This window comes from Hydrogenophaga sp. NFH-34 (assembly GCF_021401345.1).
In the GTDB taxonomy this organism is placed as follows: Bacteria; Pseudomonadota; Gammaproteobacteria; order Burkholderiales; family Burkholderiaceae_C; genus Hydrogenophaga; species Hydrogenophaga electricum.
Genome location: NZ_JACBGE010000012.1, coordinates 76,086 through 101,468 on the forward strand (window position 1 = coordinate 76,086; position 25,383 = coordinate 101,468).

Genomic DNA, 25,383 nt, shown 5'->3' on the forward strand with positions numbered 1-25,383 from the left:
AGCCCCCATGTCTGGCGATTACCTCTTCAACGCCTGGTACGCGGCGGCCGCATGCACCGACGTCGCCCCCGGTCCGACCGCCCGCACCCTGCTGGAACAGCGTCTGGTGCTCTTCCGCACGGAAGCCGGCCAGGTGGCGGCGCTGCGCGATCGCTGCCCGCACCGCTTCGCACCGCTGTCGCAAGGCCCCGTGCACGGCGACAACCTGGCTTGCCCCTACCACGGCATGCGGTTTGGCGCCGATGGCCGCTGCACCCGCATTCCCGGCCAGGACCGCATCCCCGACGCCGCACGGGTCGATGCCTTCCCGGTGGTCGAAGCCTATGGCCTGGTGTTCGTCTGGATGGGCGATCCGGCGCTGGCCGACCCGGCCGCCTTGACGGCCATTGCGCCCTACGGCCAGCCCGGCTGGGGCGTCTCGCGTGGCTACGACCTGTTCCAGGCCTGCTGGCAGAACATCGCCGACAACCTGATCGACCCGGCGCACACCAGCTTCGTGCACCAGCGCACCATCGGCAACGACGCCGGCGACGACGTGCGGGTCACCGCCACCGAAGAGGGCGACGTGATCCGCTGCGGCCGCTGGGTCGACAACGCGCCCCCCGTGCCGGTGGTGCGGCGCTACACGGGGCTCCAGGGGCTGGTCGACCGCTGGCAGTTCTACCACTACCGCCTGCCCGGCACCACCTGGGTCGACTTCGGCGCCTTCGAAGCCGGCCGGCCCCATACGGCCGAAGAACAGGACCGCGCGCCCTACCGCGTGCTGTCCTACGCCTTCCTCACGCCCTGCACGCGCGACAGCACGCACTACTTCTCGCTGCAGTTGCGCAACTTCGCCGCCGACGATGAGGCGACCACGCGCGAATTCGAAGCGCTTTACAAGCTCACCTTCGACGAAGACAAAGTGCTGCTCGAAGCCATCCAGCGGGAGGAAAACGCCCACCCGGACCTCACACCAATGCGCATCGCCTCCGACACCGGGGTGGTGCGGCTGCGGCGGCGCCTGGCCGAGTGCCTGGCGGCCGAACGGGCACACGCTGAAAGGCCCCACACCCACACGGGGTGAACCGCTGCCGGCGCCGCGCGGACCGGCTGCCGCAGCGCTACATTTCTGCCATGGACAGGCACGGGCCCCATCCCCCGGGGCCCGCCGCGCTGCCCGCCCCACGAGGACATCCATGGCACAGCCACCCCAACCGCGCAACCTGCGCGCCTTCGCCCGCCAGCTGGCGGCGCTTGCCCTGCCCTACTTCAACAGCGAAAACAAATGGAAAGCCCGCGGCATGCTGCTGGCCATCGTGCTGCTCAATCTGGGCGCGGTGTACATGCTGGTGCAGATCAATGAGTGGTACCGCGTCTTCTACGACGCGCTGCAGGAAAAGAACCAGACCGTCTTCTGGCAACAGATCGGGCGCTTCGGCTGGCTGGCGCTGATCTACATCGTGATCGCGGTCTACAAGTTCTACCTCACGCAAATCCTGCAACTGCGCTGGCGCGTGTGGATGACCGACCACTATCTGGGCCGCTGGTTGGCCCACAAGGCGTTCTACCGGCTGGAGCTGGCGCGCTACACCGAAGGCAGCGAACGCCTGCCCGACAACCCCGACCAGCGCATCCAGGAAGACCTGAACCTCTTCACCAGCTACACGGTGTCGCTGCTGATGGGCATCTTCAATGCACTGGTCACGCTGCTGAGCTTCGTCGGCATCCTGTGGACGCTCTCGGGCTCACTGACTGTGCCGCTGCCGGGCTTCCTGGGCGGCGGGCAGTGGGACATTGCGGGCTACATGGTCTGGGCCGCCGTGCTGTACTGCCTGGTGGGCAGCGCCATCACGCACTGGATCGGCAAGCCCCAGGTGCGGCTGAATTTCGAGCAGCAGATGCTGGAAGCCAACTTCCGCCACCACATGATCCGCGTGCGCGAGTACAGCGAAGCCATCGCCCTCGACGGTGGCGAACGCGTGGAACGCCAGCAGCTCGACCTGCGCTTCGCCGACGTGATGGGCAACTACCTGCGGCTGCTGAAGAACCAGAAAAGCCTGACCTGGTTCAACAGCTTCTTCGGCCAGGCCGCGATCATCTTCCCGCTGATCGTGGCCGCGCCGCGCTACTTCAGCGGCGCCATCCAGCTCGGCCAGCTCATGCAGATCAACTCCGCCTTCGGCCGCGTGCAGGATTCGCTGTCCTGGCTGGTCGACAACTACATGAGCCTGGCCGTCTGGAAAGCCACCACCGACCGCCTCACCGGGTTCGAGGACAGCCTGGCCCAGCAGGACCGCGCCACCAGCGCCGTGGCGCGCAGCGCACCAACGGGGGCCGCCGCCATCGCGGCGCAGGACCTGAGCATCGGCCTGCCCGGCGGACGCCACCTGCTCGACCACGCCACGCTGCAGGTGGCCCCGGGCGACACGGTGCTGGTGCACGGCCCGTCGGGCAGCGGCAAGTCGAGCCTGTTCCGCACCCTGGCCGGCATCTGGCCGCACGCGCAGGGCCAGGTGCAGATGCCCGCCGACACCATGTTCATTCCCCAGCAACCATACTTCCCCGACGGCCGCCTGCGCGACGCCCTGGCTTACCCGGAATCCGCCGACCGCTACACCGACGAGGCGCTGAAGCAGGCGCTGGACGAGGCCCTGCTGCCGCAACTGGCCGACCAACTCGACCGCCGCGACGCCTGGGGCCAGAAGCTCTCGGGCGGTGAACGCCAGCGCCTGGCGCTGGCGCGTGTGCTGCTCAAGCGCCCGGCCTGGGTGCTCGCCGACGAGGCCACCAGCGCCCTGGACGAAGCGGCCGAGGCCACGTTGTACCAGCGGCTGGTGGCGGCCGTGCGGCGGGCGGGCGGTGGCATCGTGTCCATCGCGCACCGCAGCACGCTGATCGAGCACCACCGCGTGCGCTGGGCGCTGCGCCCGGAAGCGCCGGAGGCCGCCGCCGCTTACCGGGTCGAGGTCTCGGCGCTGCCAACATCACCGGCGGGTGCCGGCGGCTCCGGGGCCGCTTCGGCCGGCTGATCCGACGCGGCGGGCAGCGGCGCCGCCTCGGCGGTGGCGGCTGTGTCTTCGCCCCGGTACTGGTGCCAGCCGCGCGCACGCAGCTCGCACGCGGGGCAGGTGCCACAACCGTAGCCCCAGTCGTGGCGGTGTTCGCGGTCACCCAGGTAGCAGGTGTGGCTCTGCTCGATGATGATCTGCTCCAGCCGCTCACCGCCCTGCGGCACCCGGGTGGCGTCCCCGAGCCGGCGCGCCAGACGCCAGGTTTCGGCCTTGTCGATCCACATCAGCGGGGTTTCGATCAGGAAGCGCCGATCCATGCCCAGCGACAGCGCCAGCTGCATGGCCTTCATGGTGTCGTCGCGGCAATCGGGATAGCCGGAGAAGTCGGTCTCGCAGACGCCGGTGATGATGACCGGGATGCCGCGCCGGTAGGCCAGGGCTCCCGCCAGGGTGAGAAACATCAGGTTGCGACCGGGCACGAAGGTGTTGGGCAGCCCGCTGCTCTCCATGCGGAACGCTTCATCGCGCGTCAGCGAGGTTTCGCTGATCTGCCCCAGCACCGACAGGTCGAGCACGTGGTCCTGGCCGAGCCGGGCGCCCCAGGCCGGAAAACCATCGCGCAGGGCCTGCAACACCTGGCCCCGGGCGGCCATCTCCACGCTGTGGCGCTGGCCGTAGCTGAAGCCCACGGTTTCCACCCGCAGGTAGCGCGAGAGCGCATCGGCCAGGCAGGTGGTGGAGTCCTGCCCGCCGGAGAACAGGACGAGGGCGGCGGTGTGGTGCTGGATCATGGGCCGATGGTAGCGCCGCCCCCCGCCAGCACCGGGCCTGGGGTCTTGTGGCGGATCAGGCCGGCCGCTGCGCGCGGAAGGCGATGCGGTGGTCGCGGCTGCTCGACAGCATGCGGATGAGCGCGCGGTTGGCGTCTTCCAGATCGATGTCGTGCTGCTCGCAGACCTTGGGCAAGCTGGCCAGCCGCGCCGGGTCGCCCTGCGCCCGGGCCACGTCCACGTAGGCGTTGTAGGGACCGGTCTCGCGCAGCACCGCGTCGAGCACCCGTTCCGGCAGCGGCAGCTTGCGCACCAGGTCGGCCAGCGGCTCCTGGAACAGCTCGCCCATGTGCGAAAGCATCGCGCTCAGGAACACCTCGGCCCGCAGGTTGTCCGGCGAGCCCGGATCGAGCAGGTGCTGCGCCATGCGGGCGTGCATCACCATGGCGTAGCGCACCGGGTGCAGCGCCGGATCGCTTTCCGCCCCGGGGCGCTGATCAAGCAGCCACTGGGTCAGCCGGGTGAAGCCGACCATCATCAGCGCGTGGCGCAGGGAATCGACCTCGCTGCGCAGGTTGAACGCCGCCGAATTGACGAACAGCAGCAGCCGGTAGACCAGCACCGGATCCTGGCGCACCAGGCGCTCGATCTGGTCGAGCGAGACGTCGCGCTCGATGGCCAGCAGCAGGTGCGTGATCATGTGGGCGTCGCACGACGGCGGGCGGTGGCGGCGGGCGTAGAGCACGTCGGCATCGGGCCAGTCCAGGACGCCCCAGGCACCGGCTTCGTCAAGGCAATGGTCGGCCAGCGCGCGCGAAGCCACGCCCTCGTAGATCTGGCCCGGCATCACCGGGCTGCGGCGGGTGGGCGGCGGCCCGCCTTCGACCGGGCGCGCGGCCAACGCCTGCAAGACCTCTTCGGGGCTGAGGGTCAGGAGGCTGAGCACGTCCAGCGGCGCGATGACTTCGCCCTGCACCTCGGCCAGATCGGCGTGGCGCAGCAGGCGGTGCCCCTTGCGGACGGCGATCGCCAGCCAGGCCATGCCCTCGGGCGTGCGGAACGGCGCCGAGGGCACCTCGATCCAGGTGTTGGGCACCGGTTCGCACGCCAGCGCCTGCATGAGCATGCGCGGGGTGTCGGGTGCGACGATGAGCGCGGGCGCGGAGATGGGCCAGTCGTCGCCCAGCACCTGCATGAGGTGGCGCGCGTCCACCGCCTTCGGGTTGAGCGTGCACATGGGCATGCGCACGGCCGCCAACTGGCGGGATCGGTTCCAGACGGGCTGGTACCCGAGGGCGATGCTGTCGAGAACGGTGCGGCTGTGACCCATGGCGTCTCCGGTTCAGCGCCGGCTCATCCGAGGTACTGGAACAGCGACAGGCGCTGCACCTGGGCATAAGACTGGAGCGCCGCCTGCAGACCCACCTGCTGATTCTGGAAATCGGAGATGCCCTTGATCATGTCCATGTCCACCAGCGACGACTGTTCGGCTTCGTACTCCACCTGACGGTCGGCCAGCCGATTGTCCAACGAATCGGCCCGGTTGAGCCACTGGCCAGCCTGGCTGCGGGCAGCGAGCACGCGGTCGTAGCCGGCGTCCAGCTCGGTCAGTGCGCGGCCCAGGGCCTGGGTCAGTTGCGGCGTCTGCCCGGTGCTGGCGCCGTTGAGGGCGTCGATGGCGTCCTGCATCACCCGGAACAGGTCGGTTGACCCGCTCACCGGATCGACGGCTACGCTGTCACCGGCCTTCGGCTGCCCTTTCAGCTCGACGGCCAGACCGTCGAATTCGATGGTGCCCGGCTGGTAGGCGACACCGTTGTGCGCGGGCACCGGCAGGCCGGTGGTGGTGTCGGTCACCGTGTACTGCAGGGTGCCCCCGGCGTCGGCGAAGCTGATGCTGTAGCCGTGGCCGGTCACCGCAGCAGGGTCGGCCACGCGGCCGATGTCGGTGGTGACACTGCCGGCGTTGCCGCTGCCCAGCGCCACGGTGAAGGTGCCGTTGCCCGGTGGCACGCTCATCCAGACCGACTGGCCATCAAGCGATTGCGGCAGTGTGAGGTCGCCAGCGGCCACCTGGCCGCTCTGCCCGTCAAAGCGCACACCGTTGCCGCCGGGGCCGTACACCTCGACAAACGGCACCGAGGAGCCGCCCTGCCCCCCAAAGAGCGTGCGCCCCATGCTGTCGGTCTGGTTGGCCACAGCGAGCAACTGGTCGCGCAGACCTTCGATTTCCTGCGCGATGCTTTTGTAGTCGGCGCTGCCGTAGGTGGCGTTGCCGGCCTTCAGGAACAGTTCACGCACCTGCTGGATGGTTTCGCCCGCCGAGCCGAGCGCGCTCTCGACCTGGGCCAGACTGGTGCGCGAAGCCTCCACCGCGCGCTGGTCGGCCACGGCGCGGGCCAGGCGGTTCTGCGCCGCTTCGGCCTGCACGGCGGCGGCCGGGTCGTCGCTGGCGCGCTGCACGCGCTTGCCCGCAGACAGCTGCGCCTGCAGTTGCGCCAGATCCGACTGGCGCTTGTTGAGGTTGGCGACGGTCGTGTCGTAGCTGTGGGCGGTGGCGACTCGCATGACGGGGGTCTCTCAGTTCATTAACGCACGGTCTGCAAAATGGTGTCGAACATGCTCTGCGCCATCTGCAGCAGCTTGGCCGAGGCCTGGTATGCCTGCTGGTACTGCAGCAGGCGCGCGGCTTCTTCGTCGAGGTTCACCCCCGACACCGACTGGCGCGCCGTTTCGGCGCTGGCGGCGATGCTGCTCGAATAGGTGGCCGCGAACTGGGCGCCCTGCACCCGCGTCCCCAGATCGGAGATCAGCGTGCCGTAGCCGTTGGACAGACTCACACCGTCGTAGGTCGTCAGATCGCGCAGGGCCAGCATGCCGTTGGCGTTGCCGGCGTTCTGCTGCCCACCACCGGCCGGAGTGGCCGTGACGGAGAACGAATCGCCCGCCGAGGGTGTGCCCCGCAGCGTCAGGCTCCAGCCGTTGAACTGCATCGGCTGACCCGGGGTGTAGTTGTAACTGGCCGGCGGGCCCGGGTTGTCGGGCGCGGGATTGTCCGGGCCCAGGCCCGTGACGGTGAAGCTGCCGTCGGCCTGGAACGTGATGGTCACCGGATCGGTGAGGTTGGCGGAATCGCTGACCGCGTACAGGTTCTCGATCGACGCGCCGCCGGTGTTGCCGCTGGCGGGCGTGATGATCACCGGGCTGCCGGCCGCCAGGCGGTCGGCCGCGCTCACGGCCATCTGCATGTTGCGCGCGACGTCGGCATAGGGTTTGATGAGGAACACGTCCCCCACCGCCCCGGAGCCGCTGGCGGCCTCGAACTGCAGGCCGTCGAACGTGGCGGGCAGGCTGCCGAACGACTGGCTGGTGCCGTCGGACAGGCGCACCAGGGTCACCCCGCTGGCATCGAAACGCATTTCGTAGTTCGACGCCTGGAGCTGCGTCGCGTCGGCCACCGACGCGGCGATCTGCGCGTTGCCGGTATTGCCGGCCGCCGCCAGGCCCTGTGCAGGGGCCGCGGCGACGAAGAAATCACCACCGGCATTGCCCTGCAGGTCCACCCCCAGCTGGTGCTGCGCGTTGACCGTGCTCGACAGCACGAGCGCCATGCGCCCGAGCTGGTTCTGCGCCGACGCCAGGTCCTGCGTCATGAAGGTCATCAGGCCACCGAGTTCACCGCCCAGCGAGCTGGGGGCCAGCGTCATGGCATAACCCGACTGCTTGAAGACCACGTTGATCTGCGACGGATCGGTGGTGTCGCGCTCCACCGCCAGGCTGGACGCCTTGGTGCCCAGCACCAGCGGCTGGCTGCCGCCGGCGAACACGCTGAGCGTGCCGTCGTCGGCGGCCACGGTGGACACCTGCATGAGCTGGCTGAGCTCGGCCACCAGCTTGTCGCGCTGGTCGAGCAAGTCGTTGGGCGAGCTCTTGCTGCCCTGCGCCTCGATGATCTTCTGGTTGATCTTGGCAATGTCCTCGGACAGCCGGTTGACCTGCGTCACCGTGTCGGTGACCTGCTGCGACGTGGTGCGCGCCAGCAGGTCGATCTGGGTGGCCGTCTCGCGCAGGCGGGAGGCCAGTTCCTCGCCACGGCCAAGCACCACCACGCGCGCGGCCTGGTTGGTCGGCGACGAGGCCACGTCGGTCCAGGCGTTGAGCAGTTCGTTGACGGAGGCGCCCAGCCCGTCCTCGCCCACCGGGAACAGGTTCTCCAGCTGCTGCAGGCGCGCCAGGCGGGTGCTGTCGGCGGCCGCCAGCGAGGCCGTGAGTTGCGCCTCCCGGGTGAGGTAGACGTCGTGGGCCCGGGTCACGGAGTCGATCTGGACCCCCATGCCGTAGTACTGCGAACCCAGTTGCTGGTAACCGGCCGACGCCAGGTTGGCCGTCTGCCGCGAATACCCGGCCGTGTTGACGTTGGCGATGTTGTTGCCGATGACCTGCAGCGTCGACAGGTTGGTGTTGAGCGCCCGGGTGGCGATGTTCAGAACCGATGCCATGTTGCGCCCCGTGTCAGCTGTTCAGGCGCTGCAGGCTCAGCGCGGTGTTGATCGCCCGCCCCAGCTTGTGGGCGTACTGCGGGTCGGTCGCGTAGCCGGCCTTCTGCAGGCTGCTGGCGAAACCGTGCGCCGAGTCGAGCTGGTCCATGACCTTGCCATAGCGAGGGCTCTGGCTGATCAGGCGCGCATAGTCGCGGAACGAATCGGCGTAGGAATCGTAGGCGCGGAACTTGGCCACGGTCTTGCGCGGCACGCCGTCGACGTATTCGGTGGTGGTGATCTCGGCGACCTTGCCCTTCCAGTTCGCACCGGCCTTGATGCCGAACAGGTTGAACGAGGGTGAGCCGTCCTTCATGCGGATTTCGCTGCGGCCCCAGCCGGTTTCGTGGCCGGCCTGGCCGAGCATGAAGCTGGCCGGAATGCCCGACTCGCTCGCCACCTGGGCCGCCGCCTCGCTGTGCTGGGCCACAAAGCCGCTCTGCCGCGTGCTGGCCGCGCCGACGCGGCTGACGGTGCTGGGCATGGCCGCCACGTCGGTACCGGCGGCCTCGCGCTGCACCGCCCGCACGGCGGAGCGGTTCAGCGGCTTGAACACGGGCGCTTCCGTCGGTGCGCCTTCGGGGTTCATCTGGCGCGAGAGCTCGCGCTCGATGGCTTCGCTCAGGCCCCCGGGCATGCCGGTCATCTGCACGGCGAACTGCTGGTCGAGCAGGTCGCTGCCCAGCGCCGAGCCGTCGTTGTCCATGAGGCCGGACTTCTGCGTGGCCTCGCGCATGCTCTTGAGCAACTCACGCATGAACAGGGCTTCAAACTGCCGCGCAGCTTCCTTGACCGATTGCCGGTCGCCGCCCTTGGCCACGCCGTAGCGCAGCGCATTGAGCGCCGACGGATCGGCCGCCAGGCCTTGCGGGGTGAGCATCGACGGCGTGCTCATGGCGGCCTCAGATCACTTCCAGCTCGGCGTTCATGGCGCCGGCGGCCTTGATGGCCTGGAGGATGGCGAGCAGGTCCTGCGGCGTGGCACCCAGGCCATTGAGCAGGCGCACCAGGTCGGCCAGTTGCGGGGCCGCGTCCATCTGGATGACCGCACCACCGTCCTGACTGATCTTGATGTCGGCCTTTTCGGCCACCACGGTCTGCCCGCCCGACAGCGGGTTCGGCTGGCTGACCACCGGGGTCGAGCTGATGCTCACCGACAGATTGCCGTGCGCCACCGCACAGGCGCTCAGGGTGACGGCCTGGTTCATCACGATGGAGCCGGTGCGCGTGTTCACGATCACCCGCGCGGCGGGCACCGTGGCTTCGAGCTGCAGCTCTTCCACTTCGGCCATGAACACCACGCGGGCGTTCGGATCGATCGGCGCGCGCAGGCGCACCACCCGGCCGTCCAGCGCCTGGGCCACGTCGGTGCCCATGCGGTCGTTGATCGCCTGCGCCACGCGGCGGGCGGTCTGGAAGTCGGCGGCATTCAGCCCCAGATCGATGGTGTCGCCGAGCGCGAACGGGGTCGGCACGCTGCGTTCGACCTGGGCGCCCGACGGGATGCGACCCGCGCTCAGGTGGTTGATCTGCACCTTGCTGCCACCGGCCGACGCCCCGGCGCCGCCCACCAGCATGTTGCCCTGGGCGAGCGCATAGATTTCGCCGTCGGCGCCCTTGAGCGGTGTGGCAATCAGCGTGCCGCCACGCAGCGACTTGGCATTGCCGATGCTGGAGACGGTCACATCGATCAACTGGCCCGGCTGCGCGAACGGCGGCAGTTGCGCCGTGACCATGACGGCCGCCACATTCTTCATCTGCACCTTGGCATCGGCCGGCAGCGTCAGGCCGAGCTGCTGCAGGTAGTTGCTCATGCTCTGCGTGGTGTAGGGCATCTGCGTGGTCTGGTCGCCGGTGCCGTCCAGACCCACGACCAGGCCAAACCCGGTGAGCTGGTTGGTGCGCACGCCCTGCACGGCCGCAATCTCCTTGATGCGGATGGCGTGCGCCGTCTGCGGCACGGCCAGCCACAGGGCCAGGCCGGCCACCAGCAGCAGCCAGACCATGGCGCGGCGCAGGCGGGCGGTGGGCGTCGCGCTCCGGGCCCGGGCCACGAAGATGCCGCGCCGGAAGCCGCCCTGGCGGTAGGGGGAGCGGAGGAGGAACTTCATGACCCGATCCTAGGTCGCCGTCAGAACGGCATAACGTTCAAAAAGAACCGCCCGAGCCAGCCAATTGAGAGCGCTTCGTTCGTGGCGCCGCGCCCCTTGGACTCGATGCGCGCATTGGCCACCTGGGTCGAGGCGACCACGTTGCCCGGCCGGATGTTGCGCGGATCGACCGTGCCGGAAAAGCGCAGCACGTCGACGTTGTGGTTGACCCCGATCTGCTTGTCGCCCACCACCACAAGGTGGCCGTTGGGCAGCACCTGCTGCACGGTGACGGTGATCACGCCGGAGAAGTCGTTGGCGTTTTCGTTGTCGCCCTTGCCCGAGAAGGTGTTGGACGATTCGCCACCGAGATTGAAGTTGCGGTCGCGCGTGAGTTCCTTGGCCCGGATGCCGGGAATGGCCGAGACGCTGCCGGAGACGCTGCCGCTGCGATCGAGCGAAGCGGTCGACGACTGGCTCGCGCTGACCTTCTCGGTGATCTGGATGGTCAGCGTGTCGCCCGGCAGGCGGGCGCGGGCGTCTTCGAACGCCGGCCGGTACGCCACGGCCTGGAAGATGCCGCCCGTGGCCACCGCCGGCGCCTGCGGCGCGGCCGGGTACTGGATGGGCGTGGCGGGCAGCACCTCGACCGGCTGGGTGGTGCAGCCGGCCAGCGCCAGCAGCGCGCCCAGGCCCACCCAGCGGGCCCAGAACGACAAAGACAACAGGGTGCGCTTCATGGCACGCTCCTTGGATCGGGGGCGACAGGCCTCACAGCTGCGACAGACGCTGGAGCATCTGGTCGGAAGTCTGGATGGCCTTGGAGTTCATTTCGTAGGCGCGCTGGGTCTGGATCATGGTCACCAGCTCCTGCACCACGTTGACGTTGGAGGTCTCGACGTAACCCTGCATCAGGTTGCCCAGCCCGCCGGTGCCCGGCGCGCCGTTGATCGGGTTGCCCGAAGCCACCGTCTCGGCGTAGAGGTTCTGGCCCAGCGGCTCCAGGCCGGCCGGGTTGACGAAGCCGGCCAGTTCGATGTTGCCCACCTGCTGCGGCTGGGCATTGCCCGGCAGCTTGACGGTGACCACACCGTCAGCGCCGACCGTCACGCTCTGCGCCTCGGCCGGGATGGTGATGTCGCCGGCGATGGGCATGCCGTTGGCGGTGACCAGGCGGCCCTGCGCATCGACCTGCAGGCTGCCGTCGCGGGTGTAGCCGATATTGCCGTCGGGCATGGTCACCTGCAGGAAGCCGTTGCCATTGACCGCAATGTCGAGCTGGTTGCCCGACTGTTGCAGGTTGCCCTGGGTGAACGAGCGCGAAGTGGCCACGGTGCGCACACCCAGGCCCAGCTGCAGGCCGGTAGGCAGGTTGTTCTGCTCGGTGGCCGCGCCACCGACCTGGCGCAGGTTCTGGTACATCAGGTCTTCGAACACGGCATTGGCGCGCTTGAAGCCGTTGGTCGAGCTGTTGGCCAGGTTGTTGGAAATCACGTCCAGCTGCGTCTGCTGGGCCTGCATGCCGGTCTTGGAAATCCAGAGCGAATTGATCATGGTGTTCTCCTGGGAGGGCTTCAGCCGTTGAGACTGAGCAGCTGGGCCGCGGCCCGGTCGTTGGTTTCGCTGTTCTGCAGCAGGCGCATCTGGGCTTCGAACTGGCGGGCCACGGCGATCATCCCGACCATGGCCTCGATGGCGTTGACGTTGCTGCCTTCGAGCGCCCCACCCTGCACGCGCGCCAGGTTGTCGGCCGGCAGCGGTGCGCCCTGCGTGGGCCGGAACAGACCGTCTTCGCTGCGCGCGATGCGGTCCAGATCGTTGGGCGTGACCAGCTTGAGCCGGCCCAGCGCCTGCGCGGGCTGGTCGCCCACGTGCGTGGTGATCGTGCCGTCATCGCCGATGTCGACTTTGGCCCCCTGGGGGATGTTGATCGGGGCGTCGCCCTGGTCGAGCACGGGCAGGCCGTTCGCGGTGACCAGCAAGCCTTCGGCATTCACTTCGAACGCCCCGGCACGGGTGTAGGCCTCGGTGCCGTCCAGCCCCTGCACCGCGAAGTAGGCGCCGCCGCGGGCTGCCACGTCGAGGCTGCGCCCGGTCGGGTTGACCGGTCCGGGCGCGTCGGAATGCCCCGCCGTCGCTTCCAGCGCGAACACCCGCGTGCTGGCCCCGTCGCCGCGCACCGGCACGGCGCGGAACGTGGCCAACTCGGCGCGGAACCCGGGCGTGGACGCATTGGCCAGGTTGTTCGCCAGCAGTTGCTGGCGATACTGCGCGGCGTTGGCGCCGGTCATGGCGGTGTAGATCATGCGGTCCATACGGGTCTCCGAAAGCGCCGGGGTTCAGCCTGCTTCAGCGCATGTTGAGCAGCGTGCTCATGATCTGGTCCTGCGTCTTGATGGTCTGCGCGTTGGCCTGGTAGGCGCGCTGCGCGGTCATCAGGTTGACCAGTTCGCCGGTGAGGTCGACGTTGGAGTCCTCCAGCGCACCGGCCCGCAGGTAGCCCAGCTTGCCTTCGCCGGGTGCACCGCGCACCGGCTCGCCCGACGCGTAGGTGGCCGTCCAGTAGCCACCGCTGCTGGGCGACAGGCCCTGCACGTTGCGAAAGTTCACCAGCGCGATCTGGCCCGCGGCCTGGGTCTGTCCGTTCGAATACTGCGCGGTGATGATGCCGTCGTCACCGATGCTCAGGCTGGTGAGTTCACCCGGGCGGTAGCCGTCCTGCGACAGATCGGTCACGGCGTAGTCCAGCCCCATCTGCGACGCGGCGGAAAAGTCCAGATCGACCATGAAGGTCTGCGTCGGGTCGTTGGGCGAGGCCAGTTGCAGCTGCGGCACCACGGTGGCCGGGTCCAGCGTGCCGTCGGCCAGGAAGTTCAGCTGGAACGGCGTCGAGGCGGCCGGGTCGGAGCCGTTGACGCTGGTGTAGACGTTCCAGGTGTTGTTGGCCGTCTTCTCGAACACGAAGCCCACGGGGATTTCGATGCCCTGCGCGTCGAAGGCCGTCAGCGAGGTGCTGTAGGTGCCGAAGGGCGTGGACGTGTTCGGCACGATGGGCGAGCGGGCGTCCAGGTTCAGCTCGGCCGCGATGCCGGTCGTGGTCTTGGCCGTGATCACCCCGCCCGTGGGCAGGCTCAGCGGCACGGTGTCGAAGCCGGTGCGGGCGCCATTGGTGTCGGTCTGGTAGCCCATGAGGCGGGCGCCGTCGCCGGTCACGATGTTGCCCGCGGCGTCGAGCTTGAACATGCCGGCCCGCGAATAGGCCATGGTGCCGTCCTGCATCTTCACTTCGAAGAAGCCGTTGCCGTTGATGGCGACATCGAGGTCGTTGCCGGTGACGGTGATGTTGCCTTGCGTGAAGAGCTGCGTGACCGCGGAGACGGTCACGCCGATGCCGGCGTTGGCGCCGCCGGACGAGTTGATCGACTTGGCGTAGAGCTCACCGAATTCGGCGCGCGACGCTTTCATGCCCACGGTATTGGCGTTGGCGATGTTGTGGCCGATGACGTCCAGATTGCGGCTGGCGCTGTTCAGACCGGAGAGACCTTGCTGGAAAGCCATGGTGTTGTCCTTGAGGAAGGGAAAGAAAGGGTCGCGCTCACATGAAGCCGCGGGCCTGGGTGTAGGCCACGGCACGTCCGTTGGCCAGTTGCAGCGTGATCGCACCGTTGGCGAAACTCACCGAATCGACCTTCTGGGGCGACAGCGCGGTGTTGGCGACCGCGTCGCCGTTGTCGGCCACGGAGCGCACCACGAACTTGGTCACGGTGGTCGGATCGATGCTGCCGGCGTCCCAGTCGAAGGTGTGCTGGCCCGCACCCTGGGCGCCCAGCTTGAGCGTCTCCAGAACCTGGCCGGAACTGCCGATCACGTCGACCTCGACGGTCTTGGCGTCGGCGGCAAGGTTGTAGGCCCCGGTGCCCGTGGTACCGTCGAAAGCCAGGGTGTTGCCTTCCACCAGGGCATGGCGGCCGATGAGCGCGGCGCCCTGCATGCCGGCCGACTGCGAGGCCATGCTCTTGAGCGTGTCGTTGAGCTGCTGGATGCCGCTGACCGTGTTGATCTGCGCCATCTGCGAGGTCATCTGCGCGTTGTCCATCGGGTTGAGCGGATCCTGGTTGTTGATCTGGGCGACCAGCAACTTCAGAAAGCGGTCCTGCGAAGATTGCGCGTCGGTGGCGTTGTTCGAGGTCTTGGCCGTGGTACTGCCCACGGTCGTGCCGAGGTTGCTCAGGTCGAGGGCAGATGTCAGCATGGTCATGGCAATGGCTCCTGGTTACTGGCCCATCTGCAGCGTCTTGAGCAGCAGCTGTTTGGCGGTGTTCATGACTTCGACGTTGTTCTGGTAGGAGCGCGAGGCCGAGATCATGTTGACCATCTCCTCCACCGGATTGACGTTGGAATGCGTCACATACCCCTCGGCGTCCGCGCTCGGGTGCTGCGGGTTGAACACGCGGCGCCCCGGGGTTTCGTTTTCGGTGATGGTCTGCACCTTCACGCCCGCGCTGCCGACATCACCGAACGGCACGGTCTGGAACACCACCTGGCGGGCCTTGTAGGTCTGGCCGTCGGGGCCGGCCACGGCGTCGACGTTGGCCAGGTTGCTGGCCACCACATTCAGGCGCTGTGCCTGGGAGCTGATGGCGCTGCCCGACACATTGAAGATGGAGAACATGGACATGGAAAATCTCCTGGCTGCGCGCCGTCACTGGCCGGTGATGGCGCTGAGCATGGTCTTCACATGCCCGTTGATGAAGCGCAGCGTGGACTCGTAGCGGATGCTGTTGTCGACGAAGTTGGCGCGCTCGCGGTCCAGATCGACCGAGTTGCCGTCCTGGCTGGGTTCGGTCTGCACCGTGTAGGCCAGACGCGGCTTGAGCGGATCGCTGCCGCCCAGGCTCATGTGGCGCGCGTCGGTCAACGCCACCGTGCCCAACTGCCCGCCGCTCTGGGCATTCTTCAGCGCGGCCGCAAAATCGAAGTCCCGCGCCACGTACCCGGGGGTGTCGGCATTGGCGATGTTGCTCGCCAGCACCTGCTGGCGCTGCGCACGCAGCATGAGCGCTTGGGCATGGAAGTCCATGCGGGCGGTCATCTGTTCAAACATGCACACCTCCGGTCCAAAGGGTTCGGGACATGGGCCGCCAGTGACCGGTTTTCCGGCGCAGCGCGACCCGCATGCGACCAAGTATGGGAAAACTTGAGGGCCCGCAAGCCCGGAAAAAGGCGCCGCAATGCCGGGCATTTCGCTGCTTTGTGGCGCCCGGACCCGTCCTACATTGAGGGCATGGTCCACGTTCAAGCTCCCCTTTCTGTCAGCACCGCGCGCCGCGCCGCTGCCTGGCTGGCGCTGGGCGGTGTGCTGCTGGCCGCCGCCCTGGCATCGCCCGCGCGGGCGCAAGGCGCCCTGGTCCCCGCCGCACCCGTGGCCGCCACGGGTGAACTGGCAGGGCTGGAGCAGATCGCGCGCGACTGGCTCGAACCGGCCCTGTCTGCCGGGGGCCTCGAAAACGCCCAGTTGCGCCCCGAGGTGATCGTGGGCCAGCTCGACTCGCGCCTGCGCCTGACCGCCTGTCAGCGCATCGAACCCTATCTGCCACCCGGCACCCGGCTCTGGGGCCGCAGCCGGATCGGCCTGCGCTGCCTCGAAGGTCCGGTGCGCTGGAACGTGTTCCTGCCGGTCACCGTCAAGGCCTGGGGCCCGGCCTGGGTGCTCAAGCGCCCCGTGCCGGCCGGCACCGCCCTGGTTCAGGACGACGCCGAACTGGCCGAAATCGACTGGGCGGAGCATCCCGCCAGCGTGCTGGCCGACCCCGGTCTCTGGCAGGGCCAGCAGGCGGCTTTCGCCCTGTCGGCCGGCCAGACCCTGCGCCAGAACATGGTGCGCCCGATCCCGGCCTTCGCCCCGGGCACCCAGGTCCGCGTCTCCACCCGCGCCGGCGCGCTGGAGGTCGTGGTCACCGGCCAGGCCCTGGGCGTGGGCGTCACGGGCCAACTGGTGCGGGTCCGGCTGGCCGGTGGCAAAGTCATCAGCGGCACCGTGCGCGACAGCCAGACGGTCGAAGTCCAGCTCTGAGCGGTAAGCCCTTAGCATCCATTCCCGCCCCGCATCCCGAAAAAAGACCTAAAGTCGCCCTTCAATTCGCCGATAGTCTTTCCAAACGCCCCTTTTGGGGTCATGGAGAGTGCCATGAAAATCGAGTCATCAACCCCGGATTCCTACATCGGTTCCGTGGCCGGCGGCCCCCAGAAGGCCGCCGAGCAGCGTCCCAACGCGGGCGCCGAAGCCGCTGCCGCTGCGGGGGCTGCGGCCCGTCCGGCTGCGCCTGGTGTGACCGTTTCGCTGTCGGCATCGACCACCCAGGCCCTGTCTGGCGCCGGTTCGAGTGGTGGCAGCGAGGTCTTCAACACCGAAAAAGTCGAGGCCATGAAAGCCGCCATCGCCGATGGCAGCTTCAAAGCCAACCCCGAAGCCATTGCCGACAAGCTGCTGTCCAACGCTGCCGAAATGCTCAGCGCCGGCCAGCGCGGCTGATACCCCTTCACCAGGAGCGCCCCATGCCCCCTTCGCAGTCCACCCCCCGGCATCCCTGGACCGTGGCGCTGCAGGTCGGCCTGGATGCGCTCGAATCCGCCCTGCTCCGGGGCGATGCCGACGCGGTCGAACGCGCCAGCACCCATGTGCAGGGGGTGTTGCAGAAAGCGCCGCCGACCGCTGAATTTGGTGTGCCGGGCAGCCTGCTGCGCCTGGAAATGACCCAGGCTGCGCACCGCTTCGGCCAACTGCGGCAGGCCGTGATGCGCGCCGCCGCCCAGAACCAGCGCGCCATCCAGAGCCTGATGCCGTCGCAAGCCCCGACCTACGGCCGCCCCCTGGCGGGCGCCGCCCGTTCGTCCACCGGCGGTGCGGGCCACGCCTACCTGAGCGCCTGACCCCCGGTCACCAGCCCGCCCCTTGTGGGCAGCCACAGGCCGCCTTCGGGCGGCCTCGGTGTTTTCAGGTGCCCAGCAACTGGTCCGCCAGATGCCCGATGTCGCGGGCATGCCACTGGTTGTCGGGTGACGGCGTCACGTCCTTGGGCCGCTGGCGCCCGAATTCCCAGGGCCGCTCCACGTAGGCGGTCATCAGGCCGTGGGAGCGGGCAGCGTCCAGATCGTCCTGGTGGGCCGCGGCCATCAGTACCTCGCCCGGCTGCAGACCGAAGGCCTCGACCGCCCCCAGGTAGGTGCGCGGATCGGGCTTGTAGGCCTGGAACACCTCGGTCGACAGCACGCAGTCCCAGGGCAGGCCAGCGCGTTTGGCCATGGCGGTCAGCAAGGCCAGGTTGCCGTTCGACAGCGGTGCGATGGTGAAACGGCTGCGCAAACGGGTCAGCCCGGCCACGCTGTCGGGCCAGGGATCGAGACGGTGCCAGACGCGGTTGAGATCGGCTCTCTCGGCTTCGCTCAGGCCCCCCAGGCCGAAACGGGGCAGCAGGCCATCCAGAATTTCCCGGTGCAGCACGTCCAGGCGCACCCAGCCGCGCGCGCCCGAACGCACCCCCTGCATGGCCGGCTGGTAGCCGGCGCGCCAGGCGAGTGCCAAGCCATTGGCATCCACCGAAGGGAAGCGTTCGCTCACTTCTTTGACAATGCTGCCGTGCCAGTCGACGACGGTGCCGAAAACATCAAAGACGATCAGACGGGGCTGGGCGGCAGGCATGTTCATGCCGGTCATCATAGACACCCGCCACCGCCCTCAAGGGCCAGGCAGCAGGCGAAGCACGCGCCCCTGGCGCTCATCGGTGAGCACATACAGGAAGCCGTCGGTGCCCTGGCGCACGTCGCGCAGGCGCTCGCCGATGTCGGGCAGCAGGCGGTCCTCCCGCAGCACGCGGGCGCCGTCGAGCTGCAGCCGGGCCAGATAGCGGAATTTGAGCGATGCCACCAGCAGGCTGCCGCGCAACGCCGGGCCGTAACGGTCGCTGGTCACAAACGCCATGCCGGCCGGCGCGATCGACGGGGTCCACTGGTGCAGGGGCTGCTCCATCCCCGGCTGTGCCGTGAGACCGGCACCGATCGGGCCACCACCGTAGTTTTCGCCATACGTGATGACCGGCCAGCCGTAATTTTTGCCGGCTTCGGGGCGGTTGATCTCGTCGCCCCCTTGCGGACCGTGTTCACTGGTCCAGAGGCGCCCGTCCGGGCCGATGGCGGCGCCTTGCAGGTTGCGGTGGCCCAGGCTCCAGATCTCGGGCCGGGCCCCGGCCTGGCCGACAAACGGGTTGTCGGGCGGCACGCTGCCGTCCTTGCGGATGCGCACCACCTTGCCGTGGTGGTTGTCCAGGGTCTGCGCATCGTCCTTGCGGAAAAAGCGGTCGCCCAGGGTGAGAAACAGCGTGCCGTCGGCCGCCTCGGCGATGCGGCAGCCGAAATGAAGCCGGCTGTCGGTCTTGGGCTGCTGGCTGAAGATCACCTGCACCGCTTCCAAGCGGCGGGCGTCGGCCGACAGTTGCGCCCGCGCCAGCGCCGTGGAATGGCCCGGCCCTTCGGCCGCCGGCTCCGCGTAACACAGGTACACGGTGCGGTTGGTGGCAAAGCCGCTGTCCACCGCCACGTCGAGCAAACCACCCTGCCCGCCCGCTGCCACCCGGGGAACGCCGTCCAGCGGCGGCCCCACCCGGCCGTCGGCGTCAATGAGCCGCAAGCGCCCGGGGCGTTCGGTCACCAGCATCCGGCCATCGCCGAGGAAAGCCAGCCCCCAGGGGTTGACCAGCCCGCGGGCCACGGTTTCCACCTGCAGCGCCGGCAGGTCTTGGGCCCGGGCGGGCACCGTGTTCAGGACAACGGCCAGCAACAGGCCGCCATGGAAGGCAAGACGGGACAGGGGCATGGGCATGGACTCCGGCCACACAAGATACCGGCTTGACCCCGCCCCCGCGCAGGGGTTCCCGCGCACGCGGCTCAGCCGAACGGGCGCACCCCGATCAGCGCCGCGTGGGCCCAGAACACGAAGACGGCGTACAGGGCCAGGCCCCCGATCAGGGCGATGGCGTCGTTGGCCCGCCCTGCGGGCAAGGCCGGCACCGCCCGCGGATGGCCGGCCGCCTCACGCCGCCGCACCGCGATGCGGTCGGCCACGGCCCAGGCCAGAAAGCCGCCGAACAGCAGCACGTCGGCCAGGCTACCGCCCGTCACCGACTGCGCCAGCAGGTGCGACAGCGCCCAGAGCTTGACCGCCAGCAGCATGGGGTGACGCGTCCGCCGCTGGATGCGCCCGGGCAGGTAGGCCGCGAGCAGCAGCACGAACACCGGCAGCATCAGCAGGGCGGCCAGATGGCGCATGCCCGCAGGCAGGCTGTAGAGCAGCACCGGGGTTTCGCGGGCCAGGCCGTAGCCCCAGATGATGAGCCCGAAGCCCACGATCGCCACCAGCGAATACAGGCCTTTGTAGGCACCTTCGCCCCGGCCGGCGATCCAGCGCTGGCGCGCAGCAGGCGCGACGATGCCGATCGAATGCACGCCGAGAAACAAGACAAGGCCAAGAATCAGTGGAATCATGCGTGGGGCTCCTGGTTCGGTGCCCCACTGTAGCGCGAGCGCGTGACCGCGCCACGCCCTGGGGCGGGATCAGTCCAGCAGGGCTGCGAGACCACCTTCGGGTTCGAAACGCTGGTTGCGGTGGGTCAGCCGCGTCGGCCCCGCCCACAACCGCGTCGGCAACGGGTGGCGCGGATCACCGGGGTAGCAGATCACGCGCTGGCCCCCTTCGTCGTCGAAGGGTTCGGGCTCGATGCAAGGCGGGCGGCGGGTGCCGGCCAGCGCGAGCGCATCGGCCACACGCGGCAGCCGCGCCAGTTCGGCCAGGCTCATGATCTGCGGCGGCGCCAGATCGATGGCGCCGTCCCAGTAGCGCTGCAAGGCCTGGCGCGGCGTGGTCCAGACCGCCTCCGTCGCCTCGTGGTTGTCGTGCACCACCGTCTGCCCGGCCGGAGCCGGGGCCACGAAGAAGCGCGTATCGAAGCGCTTGTTGGTGACCGAGGGTTGGCGCGGGGTGATCCAGCGCGACCACGGCAACAGCTGCGCCGGGTCCAGCCGCAGGCCGCACTCTTCGGCCGTCTCGCGCAGCGCCGCCACGTACAGCGCCACCGCCACGCCGGGGGGCAGGTCGGGCTCGCCCAGGGCGGCGTGCCAGTCGCCAGCGGCACGCAGGCCCAGCCAGTCCGGGGCGTGGTGATCGGCCGCATCGAGCTTGCCGCCGGGAAACACGTGCACGCCACCGAGCACGCCGGAGCGCACATGGCGGCGGATCAGCAGCACCTCCAGACCGTCGGAGGCATCGCGCACCACCATCACGGTGGCAGCGGGCAGGGGTGGGGTCAGAACGACTTCGGCGTTGAGCGGGATGGCCATGCCGGGATTGTGGCAGCGGCCCCGGCGACCACCTGTCCGGTCGCCGACAGGCCGGTCAGGCGTTCAGGTCTTCTCGGAGGGCGCGAACATGTGGGTGCCGAAGTACAGACTCATGCGGTACAGCGTCTCGACCTGGCGGTAGAAGATGATGTATTTCTTGCGCGGACCGCCCCGGGTGAGGCCCATTTCGGGCGTACGGAAGTCCACAAAAAAACCCGCATCGGATGCCACTTTCACCAGCGAAAGCGGGGTCCAGTACGCGACGTGCCCATTCTCGAACGGGTACTGGTGCAGGTTGATGTCGGTGCCATCGTAGATGTTGGAGCTGCAGATCAGGATGCCGTCGTCTTTCACCAGCCGCAGCAACGAAGCGAAGTGCGCCACCGGCTCGGTGAAATGCTCGATCACTTCGCAGGCAATCACCACATCGGACGGTGTGGCGTCGGCAATCGGCTCAAAGTTGGCGGCTTCCTGGAAATTCTCCATATCGGTCAGCTTGGTCTTGGCCTGGGGAAACCGCTTCTCCAGCCAGCGCCAATCGGTATTCATGCCCGAGCCGAAAAAACTGACCTCGGCAGTGGGGCGGTCAAGCACCTCGATACCCATCTCCGCCATGTAGAACTCACGCCCGGGCCGCTCGTCGTTGGCGTTACGCAGTGCACGCAACGAACCACCCATGCTGTCCTTGCGGATGTCCCTGAAAAACACCGCGACATTTTCGGGAAAACGAACCAGACCGCAGGTCTGGCAGTGGCAACCCGTCATGGCCTTTCCCTGATGGGGTCGTACCCGGCAGACGTAGTGCTGGCGAAAGACCTCGCCGCCACACACGGGACACGGTCCGGCATCGGGCTCAACCGCCTGGGTTGCGGCAGCGGCCGCCTCGGACGTAGGAATTTCAGACACGGGCGACAACTCCTGTATCGTTGGAACTCATCAGCTTGGCGGCCGTCAGGGCCACCTCGTACGGGCTGAGCAGGGTGCGCGAATCCTCGCCGCTGAAGTTGCTGCGGCGCATGGCGGTGTCGGTACGGCCGGGCACGATGCAGTTGACCCGGATGCCGTCGGCCATCCACTCGTCGGCCAGCGCCTGGGTGAGGTTGACCACGCCCGCCTTGCATGCCGAATACGCCGAATACTCCGCGCGGCCACGGGTGAACGACGACGACGAAAACTGCAGCAGCATGCCGCGCGACGCCTTCAGCGCCGCGTGGCTGCACTGCGCCACGTTGAGCGCCCCGAGCAGGTTCACGGCCACCTGCTGGGCCACGTCCTGCGCCGACTGCGTCGCCAGCGGGCCTTTCATGAGCAGCCCCGCGGCATTCACCACGTGGTCCACCCGGCCCCAGTCCGCCTGCGCAGCGGCCAGCGCCGCCGCCACCTGGGCCGGATCGGCGACGTCGCAGCCGTTGCGGCGCGAGAGGCTGCGCACGATGCAGCCAGCCTCTTCCAGCACCTGCACGATGGCCTTGCCGATGCCCAGGCTGCCGCCGAACACCAGCGCGTGGCGGCCCTTGAAATCGAGCCCCGACAGGTTGGGCGAGCGCCGCTGCTGCCGGATGCGAAACAGCTCGTCGGCCAGCACCAGGTCGACAGCGTCGGTGATCTTGATGTTCTCCGAGCTGCCCTTGACGATGCGCACCGGGCTCAGCGGATTGCAGGCCAGGTAGATGCCGCAGTCGTCGGTGAAGCCACCGAGCTTTTCCTGGCCGAGCTCCTCGTAGCACTGGAGCAGCGCCGCATAACGGAAACCCTGCGGCGTCTGGCCACGGAAGATGTGGTCGCGCTTGGGGATGTTCTGGATGAAGCCGTCGCGCTCGACGATGATGGTGTCGGCCGTCTTGATGGCCACGTCGACCGCGTCGCAGGTCTGCAGCGCCGCCACCACCTCGTGGATGATCTGGTGATCCAGAAACGGCCGCGCCGCATCGTGCAGGATCACGTGCCGGGGTGCGGCGTCCTTCAGGTGCCGCAGCGCGGCCCAGGCCGAGTCCTGACGCGACGAGCCCCCGACGATGACTTCGGCCGGCGTGCCCTTGAACATCTCGCGCACGAATTCCAGCGAGTCCGCGGGCACCGTGATCAGGATGCGTGCCTGCGGGGCAAAAGACGCCAGGCAGGCGTAGCTGTGCTCCAGGATGGTCTTGCCCGCCACGCGAATGAACTGCTTGGGCACGGGCGCGTCCAGGCGCGTCCCGCTGCCGCCAGCCAGCAGCACGAAAGCGAAGTCGTTCAACATGCTTCGGCCACCTCGTGCGGGATTTCGGCGGCCAGGGTGTCGCGCACCCAACCCAGGCGCTGCAGGGTGTCTTCGCCCATGCCGCCAGGATGTGAGCGGTGCGCCCGCATCAGATCGATCACCCGCGTGAGCTTGTCCACCTGCCCAGCCTTGATCGCTTCCAGCGCCCGCAGGCGCCCGACCACCTGATAGACCTCACCGCCCACGTCCACCGTGGAAGGGGACTCCAGATGCGAGATGTAGCCCGGATCAGGCACCCGCCAGTCGCCGAAGTTTTCGGCCAGGTTGCGCTCCACATCGTCCGGTACGTGGAAAGGAATGCCCAGGAATTGGACCGACTTCAGCTCGAACGGGGTGAAGGCGAATTTCTGCAGGTAGCCGAAGTACGACTGCACGCCCGTGACCAGCTTCCCGTTTTCGCGGTGGTAGATGAAGATGTCGATGCTGACACCGGTGGCCAGGTGCTTGATGGGGATGTGGTAGGTCTGCGCGCCCCCGATGCGGCGCGTGTCCACCGCGAAAGCACCGCTTTGCAGCAGCGCATGGATCACGGTGAACTGGTCTTCCCAGCCGATGATGCCGACGTCGACATCCTTGTCGTGGGCCAGCAACTGGCCCTCGCGCGCATAACCCAACAGCGTGCCCGACACCAGAAAGGCCTTCTGGCCCACCGGCTCCAGCGTCTGTTGCAGCGCCACCAGCGCCTGCGAGGCTTCGATCGGGTCGAACTTGGCCGGCGCCTCGGCGTCGAGCTCCCGGGTCTCGCGCTCGGCCTTGAACTCCGCCAGCTTCTCGGGCACGGCAACCTGGGCGATGAGCTGGTCCAGCCAGACCAGGGCCTGCTGGAGCTGGCCCGCATGGCAGTGCGCCTTGGCCAGATCGATCAGGCGCAGCAGCGTGTCCTGCGGCGCCTTGGCCTGGTCGGCCATGGCGATGGCGGCCGCAGGCTTGCCCGCCTGCAGGTAACACTGGCTGGCATACAGCGCCAGGCGGCTGCGGGAGTTGACGAGCGGCAGGCTGTGCGTCGGCAGCATCGCGCGGATGCGCTCATAGCACCGGCCCAGGGGCTCGGGATCGGCCTGGCGCCCCAGCAGTTGGTGGCGCACGAACAGCGACTTGGTGAGGTTCAGCCAGTCGATCAGGGGTTGCTTGCGGCGCTCACCGTCCGCGATCAGCGCTTCCAGGAGATCAAAACGGGCGTGGTCGACCGCCAACTCGGCCGCAGCCAGCCAGTCGCCGGCCTGCCCCTTGCATTTGCGCAGGGTCGAGGTGTCCGGGGCCGTGGCCGCCAGCAACTGGCGCACGACCCATTTCAGGGGCAGGCGCTCTGGCAGGCGCGCCAGGGCCTCGCTGGCCTGACCCCGGCCCAGCGACTGGTACGCCGCGAGCCAGACCGGCCGGTCACCCGGGGCGGGCAGGTTTTCGATGCCCAGCGTCGCCAGGTAAATGACGGTCGCCGGCAGGCGCAGCGCGCGCGCGGCCTGAAGCGTTTGCGCGTCCAGCAGCCCCCTCCCCACTTCATCGACCGTCACGCGCTCCAGAAAGGCATGGTCTTTCTGCTGCAGCAGCCGGTCGATGAGCTGGAGCCGCTCGGCCTCGTGGGATAAGACGTACATGGAGACTCCTTGGCGCAACGGCAGCGCTCAATGCTCGCGCAGCTTGGCGCGCAGTCGGGCAATGGACTGGCTGTGCAACTGGCAGATGCGCGACTCGGTCACCCCGAGCACGGCGGCGATTTCCTTGAGGTTCATGTCGTGCTCGTAGTACATCGACATGATGTGCTGCTCGCGCTCGGGCAGGTTCTTGATCGCTTCCACCAGGGCCATGCGCATGCGCTGGTCCTGCAGCATCGCGGCCGGGTCGGCCTCGGTGTCGCCCATGTGGCGGTCGAGGAAGCTCTCGTCGTCATCGCCCTGACCGGTGATGTCTTCGAGGTAGACCAGTTGCGTGCCGCGCACCTTGGCCAGCAGGGTCTGGTAATCGGCCAGACCCATGCCAAGTTCCTGCGCGATCTCGCTTTCCATCGGTGCGCGGTGGAGCTTCTGCTGCAGCCGGTGCACAGCCTGTTCGATTTCTTTCTGGCTCTTGCGCGAGCCGCGGCTCATCCAGTCGCCGTCGCGCAGTTCGTCGATCATCGCGCCGCGGATGCGCTGGCTGGCAAAGGTTTCGAACTGCACGCCTTGCGAGGGTTCGTAGCGGGCGATGGCTTCGGTCAGGCCGATCATGCCGACCTGGATCAGGTCGTCGAGCTCCACGCTGGGCGGGAGCTTGGCGATCATGTGGTGCGCCAGACGCCGGACCAGCGGGCTGTACTTGCGCAGTTGGTCGTCGCGATCGAGAGTGCCTTTGGCGGTGTACATGTCC

Annotated in this window: 25 protein-coding genes and 1 pseudogene; 5 read left to right on the forward strand and 21 right to left on the reverse strand. The window is 68.3% G+C overall.

All coding sequences use genetic code 11. The features are described 5' to 3' along the window. Window positions 1–7: 7 nt before the first annotated feature. Entirely contained in the window at window positions 8–1,066 is a 1,059-nt protein-coding gene (locus tag L0977_RS13120) for an aromatic ring-hydroxylating dioxygenase subunit alpha (RefSeq protein ID WP_234265303.1), read from the forward strand. Between the two features lie 112 nt (window positions 1,067–1,178). Further along, window positions 1,179–3,011, forward strand: a complete 1,833-nt coding sequence (locus L0977_RS13125) for an ABC transporter ATP-binding protein/permease (RefSeq protein WP_234265304.1) — start codon at window positions 1,179–1,181, stop codon at window positions 3,009–3,011. 56 nt (window positions 3,012–3,067) lie between these two features. On the opposite strand, the pseudogene queC reads toward L0977_RS13125, so the two are convergent. From queC to flgB, 13 genes and pseudogenes are all read right to left on the reverse strand, one after another. After that, window positions 3,068–3,784 (reverse strand): annotated as a pseudogene (gene queC / locus L0977_RS13130) (7-cyano-7-deazaguanine synthase QueC); the annotation flags it as partial. A gap of 55 nt (window positions 3,785–3,839) precedes the next feature. After that, window positions 3,840–5,093 carry an HDOD domain-containing protein gene (locus L0977_RS13135; RefSeq protein ID WP_234265305.1) on the reverse strand — a complete coding sequence of 418 codons (1,254 nt, stop codon included), beginning with the start codon at window positions 5,091–5,093 and terminating at the stop codon, window positions 3,840–3,842. A gap of 23 nt (window positions 5,094–5,116) precedes the next feature. Beyond that, window positions 5,117–6,331 (reverse strand): flagellar hook-associated protein FlgL, encoded by a 1,215-nt coding sequence (gene flgL / locus L0977_RS13140; protein WP_234265306.1) that lies wholly within the window; start codon window positions 6,329–6,331, stop codon window positions 5,117–5,119. A gap of 20 nt (window positions 6,332–6,351) precedes the next feature. After that, window positions 6,352–8,262 carry a flagellar hook-associated protein FlgK gene (flgK, locus tag L0977_RS13145; RefSeq protein ID WP_234265307.1) on the reverse strand — a complete coding sequence of 637 codons (1,911 nt, stop codon included), beginning with the start codon at window positions 8,260–8,262 and terminating at the stop codon, window positions 6,352–6,354. A gap of 13 nt (window positions 8,263–8,275) precedes the next feature. Next, window positions 8,276–9,196: a flagellar assembly peptidoglycan hydrolase FlgJ gene (flgJ, locus tag L0977_RS13150; protein ID WP_234265308.1), complete on the reverse strand. Its 921-nt coding sequence runs from the start codon at window positions 9,194–9,196 to the stop codon at window positions 8,276–8,278. Between the two features lie 7 nt (window positions 9,197–9,203). After that, window positions 9,204–10,307: a flagellar basal body P-ring protein FlgI gene (locus tag L0977_RS13155; RefSeq protein ID WP_234265396.1), complete on the reverse strand. Its 1,104-nt coding sequence runs from the start codon at window positions 10,305–10,307 to the stop codon at window positions 9,204–9,206. Between the two features lie 125 nt (window positions 10,308–10,432). Further along, window positions 10,433–11,131 (reverse strand): flagellar basal body L-ring protein FlgH, encoded by a 699-nt coding sequence (locus L0977_RS13160; protein WP_234265309.1) that lies wholly within the window; start codon window positions 11,129–11,131, stop codon window positions 10,433–10,435. 31 nt (window positions 11,132–11,162) lie between these two features. Continuing rightward, window positions 11,163–11,945, reverse strand: coding sequence for a flagellar basal-body rod protein FlgG (gene flgG / locus L0977_RS13165; protein ID WP_234265310.1), 783 nt, complete (start codon window positions 11,943–11,945; stop codon window positions 11,163–11,165). Between the two features lie 20 nt (window positions 11,946–11,965). Beyond that, entirely contained in the window at window positions 11,966–12,706 is a 741-nt protein-coding gene (gene flgF, locus L0977_RS13170) for a flagellar basal-body rod protein FlgF (protein ID WP_234265311.1), read from the reverse strand. 34 nt (window positions 12,707–12,740) lie between these two features. Next, a complete protein-coding gene (gene flgE / locus L0977_RS13175) occupies window positions 12,741–13,949 on the reverse strand; it encodes a flagellar hook protein FlgE (RefSeq protein ID WP_234265312.1) in 1,209 nt (402 codons plus the stop codon). Between the two features lie 37 nt (window positions 13,950–13,986). Next, on the reverse strand, window positions 13,987–14,649 hold the full coding sequence (locus L0977_RS13180; RefSeq protein ID WP_234265313.1) for a flagellar hook assembly protein FlgD: 663 nt from the start codon (window positions 14,647–14,649) through the stop codon (window positions 13,987–13,989). A 15-nt stretch (window positions 14,650–14,664) separates the two neighbouring features. Next, the gene (flgC, locus tag L0977_RS13185; protein WP_234265314.1) at window positions 14,665–15,069 is read right to left on the reverse strand and encodes a flagellar basal body rod protein FlgC; all 405 of its coding nucleotides are present in this window, start codon (window positions 15,067–15,069) and stop codon (window positions 14,665–14,667) included. 24 nt (window positions 15,070–15,093) lie between these two features. Then, on the reverse strand, window positions 15,094–15,495 hold the full coding sequence (gene flgB / locus L0977_RS13190; RefSeq protein WP_234265315.1) for a flagellar basal body rod protein FlgB: 402 nt from the start codon (window positions 15,493–15,495) through the stop codon (window positions 15,094–15,096). A gap of 180 nt (window positions 15,496–15,675) precedes the next feature. Between flgB and flgA the strand changes: the two genes are divergently transcribed. The 3 genes from flgA to L0977_RS13205 all read left to right on the forward strand — a co-directional run bounded on the left by flgA (window position 15,676) and on the right by L0977_RS13205 (window position 17,321). Then, window positions 15,676–16,464: a flagellar basal body P-ring formation chaperone FlgA gene (flgA, locus tag L0977_RS13195; RefSeq protein WP_234265316.1), complete on the forward strand. Its 789-nt coding sequence runs from the start codon at window positions 15,676–15,678 to the stop codon at window positions 16,462–16,464. A 114-nt stretch (window positions 16,465–16,578) separates the two neighbouring features. Then, window positions 16,579–16,923, forward strand: coding sequence for a flagellar biosynthesis anti-sigma factor FlgM (flgM, locus tag L0977_RS13200; RefSeq protein ID WP_234265317.1), 345 nt, complete (start codon window positions 16,579–16,581; stop codon window positions 16,921–16,923). Between the two features lie 23 nt (window positions 16,924–16,946). Beyond that, the gene (locus L0977_RS13205) at window positions 16,947–17,321 is read left to right on the forward strand and encodes a hypothetical protein (protein WP_234265318.1); all 375 of its coding nucleotides are present in this window, start codon (window positions 16,947–16,949) and stop codon (window positions 17,319–17,321) included. Between the two features lie 64 nt (window positions 17,322–17,385). Here the strand turns inward: L0977_RS13205 and L0977_RS13210 are convergent, their stop codons facing one another. The 8 genes from L0977_RS13210 to L0977_RS13245 form a co-directional block, all read right to left on the reverse strand. Continuing rightward, window positions 17,386–18,096 (reverse strand): haloacid dehalogenase type II, encoded by a 711-nt coding sequence (locus L0977_RS13210; protein WP_234265319.1) that lies wholly within the window; start codon window positions 18,094–18,096, stop codon window positions 17,386–17,388. 30 nt (window positions 18,097–18,126) lie between these two features. Next, a complete protein-coding gene (locus L0977_RS13215) occupies window positions 18,127–19,260 on the reverse strand; it encodes a PQQ-dependent sugar dehydrogenase (protein ID WP_234265320.1) in 1,134 nt (377 codons plus the stop codon). A gap of 71 nt (window positions 19,261–19,331) precedes the next feature. Beyond that, entirely contained in the window at window positions 19,332–19,928 is a 597-nt protein-coding gene (locus tag L0977_RS13220) for an NnrU family protein (RefSeq protein ID WP_234265321.1), read from the reverse strand. Between the two features lie 69 nt (window positions 19,929–19,997). Then, the gene (locus L0977_RS13225) at window positions 19,998–20,780 is read right to left on the reverse strand and encodes an NUDIX hydrolase (protein ID WP_234265322.1); all 783 of its coding nucleotides are present in this window, start codon (window positions 20,778–20,780) and stop codon (window positions 19,998–20,000) included. Window positions 20,781–20,843: 63 nt separating this feature from the next. Then, the gene (locus L0977_RS13230) at window positions 20,844–21,545 is read right to left on the reverse strand and encodes a methyltransferase domain-containing protein (RefSeq protein WP_234265323.1); all 702 of its coding nucleotides are present in this window, start codon (window positions 21,543–21,545) and stop codon (window positions 20,844–20,846) included. A gap of 133 nt (window positions 21,546–21,678) precedes the next feature. Continuing rightward, window positions 21,679–23,019 (reverse strand): bifunctional cytidylyltransferase/SDR family oxidoreductase, encoded by a 1,341-nt coding sequence (locus L0977_RS13235; RefSeq protein ID WP_234265324.1) that lies wholly within the window; start codon window positions 23,017–23,019, stop codon window positions 21,679–21,681. Further along, complete coding sequence (locus L0977_RS13240) at window positions 23,013–24,635, reverse strand: hypothetical protein (RefSeq protein ID WP_234265325.1); 1,623 nt, start codon at window positions 24,633–24,635, stop codon at window positions 23,013–23,015. Before L0977_RS13240 ends, L0977_RS13235 begins: the two co-directional genes overlap by 7 nt. Before the next feature lie 27 nt (window positions 24,636–24,662). Then, window positions 24,663–25,379 (reverse strand): RNA polymerase sigma factor FliA, encoded by a 717-nt coding sequence (locus tag L0977_RS13245; RefSeq protein ID WP_234265326.1) that lies wholly within the window; start codon window positions 25,377–25,379, stop codon window positions 24,663–24,665. Window positions 25,380–25,383: the final 4 nt, after the last annotated feature.

Excerpts from the sequence above, each read along its gene's own strand:
- L0977_RS13120 (WP_234265303.1), top strand. The coding sequence starts at position 8 with ATGTCTGGCGATTACCTCTTCAACGCCTGGTACGCGGCGGCCGCATGC.
- L0977_RS13125 (WP_234265304.1), top strand. The coding sequence starts at position 1,179 with ATGGCACAGCCACCCCAACCGCGCAACCTGCGCGCCTTCGCCCGCCAG.
- L0977_RS13135 (WP_234265305.1), bottom strand. The coding sequence starts at position 5,093 with ATGGGTCACAGCCGCACCGTTCTCGACAGCATCGCCCTCGGGTACCAG.
- flgL (WP_234265306.1), bottom strand. The coding sequence starts at position 6,331 with ATGCGAGTCGCCACCGCCCACAGCTACGACACGACCGTCGCCAACCTC.
- flgK (WP_234265307.1), bottom strand. The coding sequence starts at position 8,262 with ATGGCATCGGTTCTGAACATCGCCACCCGGGCGCTCAACACCAACCTG.
- flgJ (WP_234265308.1), bottom strand. The coding sequence starts at position 9,196 with ATGAGCACGCCGTCGATGCTCACCCCGCAAGGCCTGGCGGCCGATCCG.
- L0977_RS13155 (WP_234265396.1), bottom strand. The coding sequence starts at position 10,307 with ATGGTCTGGCTGCTGCTGGTGGCCGGCCTGGCCCTGTGGCTGGCCGTG.
- L0977_RS13160 (WP_234265309.1), bottom strand. The coding sequence starts at position 11,131 with ATGAAGCGCACCCTGTTGTCTTTGTCGTTCTGGGCCCGCTGGGTGGGC.
- flgG (WP_234265310.1), bottom strand. The coding sequence starts at position 11,945 with ATGATCAATTCGCTCTGGATTTCCAAGACCGGCATGCAGGCCCAGCAG.
- flgF (WP_234265311.1), bottom strand. The coding sequence starts at position 12,706 with ATGGACCGCATGATCTACACCGCCATGACCGGCGCCAACGCCGCGCAG.
- flgE (WP_234265312.1), bottom strand. The coding sequence starts at position 13,949 with ATGGCTTTCCAGCAAGGTCTCTCCGGTCTGAACAGCGCCAGCCGCAAT.
- L0977_RS13180 (WP_234265313.1), bottom strand. The coding sequence starts at position 14,649 with ATGACCATGCTGACATCTGCCCTCGACCTGAGCAACCTCGGCACGACC.
- flgC (WP_234265314.1), bottom strand. The coding sequence starts at position 15,069 with ATGTCCATGTTCTCCATCTTCAATGTGTCGGGCAGCGCCATCAGCTCC.
- flgB (WP_234265315.1), bottom strand. The coding sequence starts at position 15,495 with ATGTTTGAACAGATGACCGCCCGCATGGACTTCCATGCCCAAGCGCTC.
- flgA (WP_234265316.1), top strand. The coding sequence starts at position 15,676 with ATGGTCCACGTTCAAGCTCCCCTTTCTGTCAGCACCGCGCGCCGCGCC.
- flgM (WP_234265317.1), top strand. The coding sequence starts at position 16,579 with ATGAAAATCGAGTCATCAACCCCGGATTCCTACATCGGTTCCGTGGCC.
- L0977_RS13205 (WP_234265318.1), top strand. The coding sequence starts at position 16,947 with ATGCCCCCTTCGCAGTCCACCCCCCGGCATCCCTGGACCGTGGCGCTG.
- L0977_RS13210 (WP_234265319.1), bottom strand. The coding sequence starts at position 18,096 with ATGAACATGCCTGCCGCCCAGCCCCGTCTGATCGTCTTTGATGTTTTC.
- L0977_RS13215 (WP_234265320.1), bottom strand. The coding sequence starts at position 19,260 with ATGCCCCTGTCCCGTCTTGCCTTCCATGGCGGCCTGTTGCTGGCCGTT.
- L0977_RS13220 (WP_234265321.1), bottom strand. The coding sequence starts at position 19,928 with ATGATTCCACTGATTCTTGGCCTTGTCTTGTTTCTCGGCGTGCATTCG.
- L0977_RS13225 (WP_234265322.1), bottom strand. The coding sequence starts at position 20,780 with ATGGCCATCCCGCTCAACGCCGAAGTCGTTCTGACCCCACCCCTGCCC.
- L0977_RS13230 (WP_234265323.1), bottom strand. The coding sequence starts at position 21,545 with ATGACGGGTTGCCACTGCCAGACCTGCGGTCTGGTTCGTTTTCCCGAA.
- L0977_RS13235 (WP_234265324.1), bottom strand. The coding sequence starts at position 23,019 with ATGTTGAACGACTTCGCTTTCGTGCTGCTGGCTGGCGGCAGCGGGACG.
- L0977_RS13240 (WP_234265325.1), bottom strand. The coding sequence starts at position 24,635 with ATGTACGTCTTATCCCACGAGGCCGAGCGGCTCCAGCTCATCGACCGG.
- L0977_RS13245 (WP_234265326.1), bottom strand. The coding sequence starts at position 25,379 with ATGTACACCGCCAAAGGCACTCTCGATCGCGACGACCAACTGCGCAAG.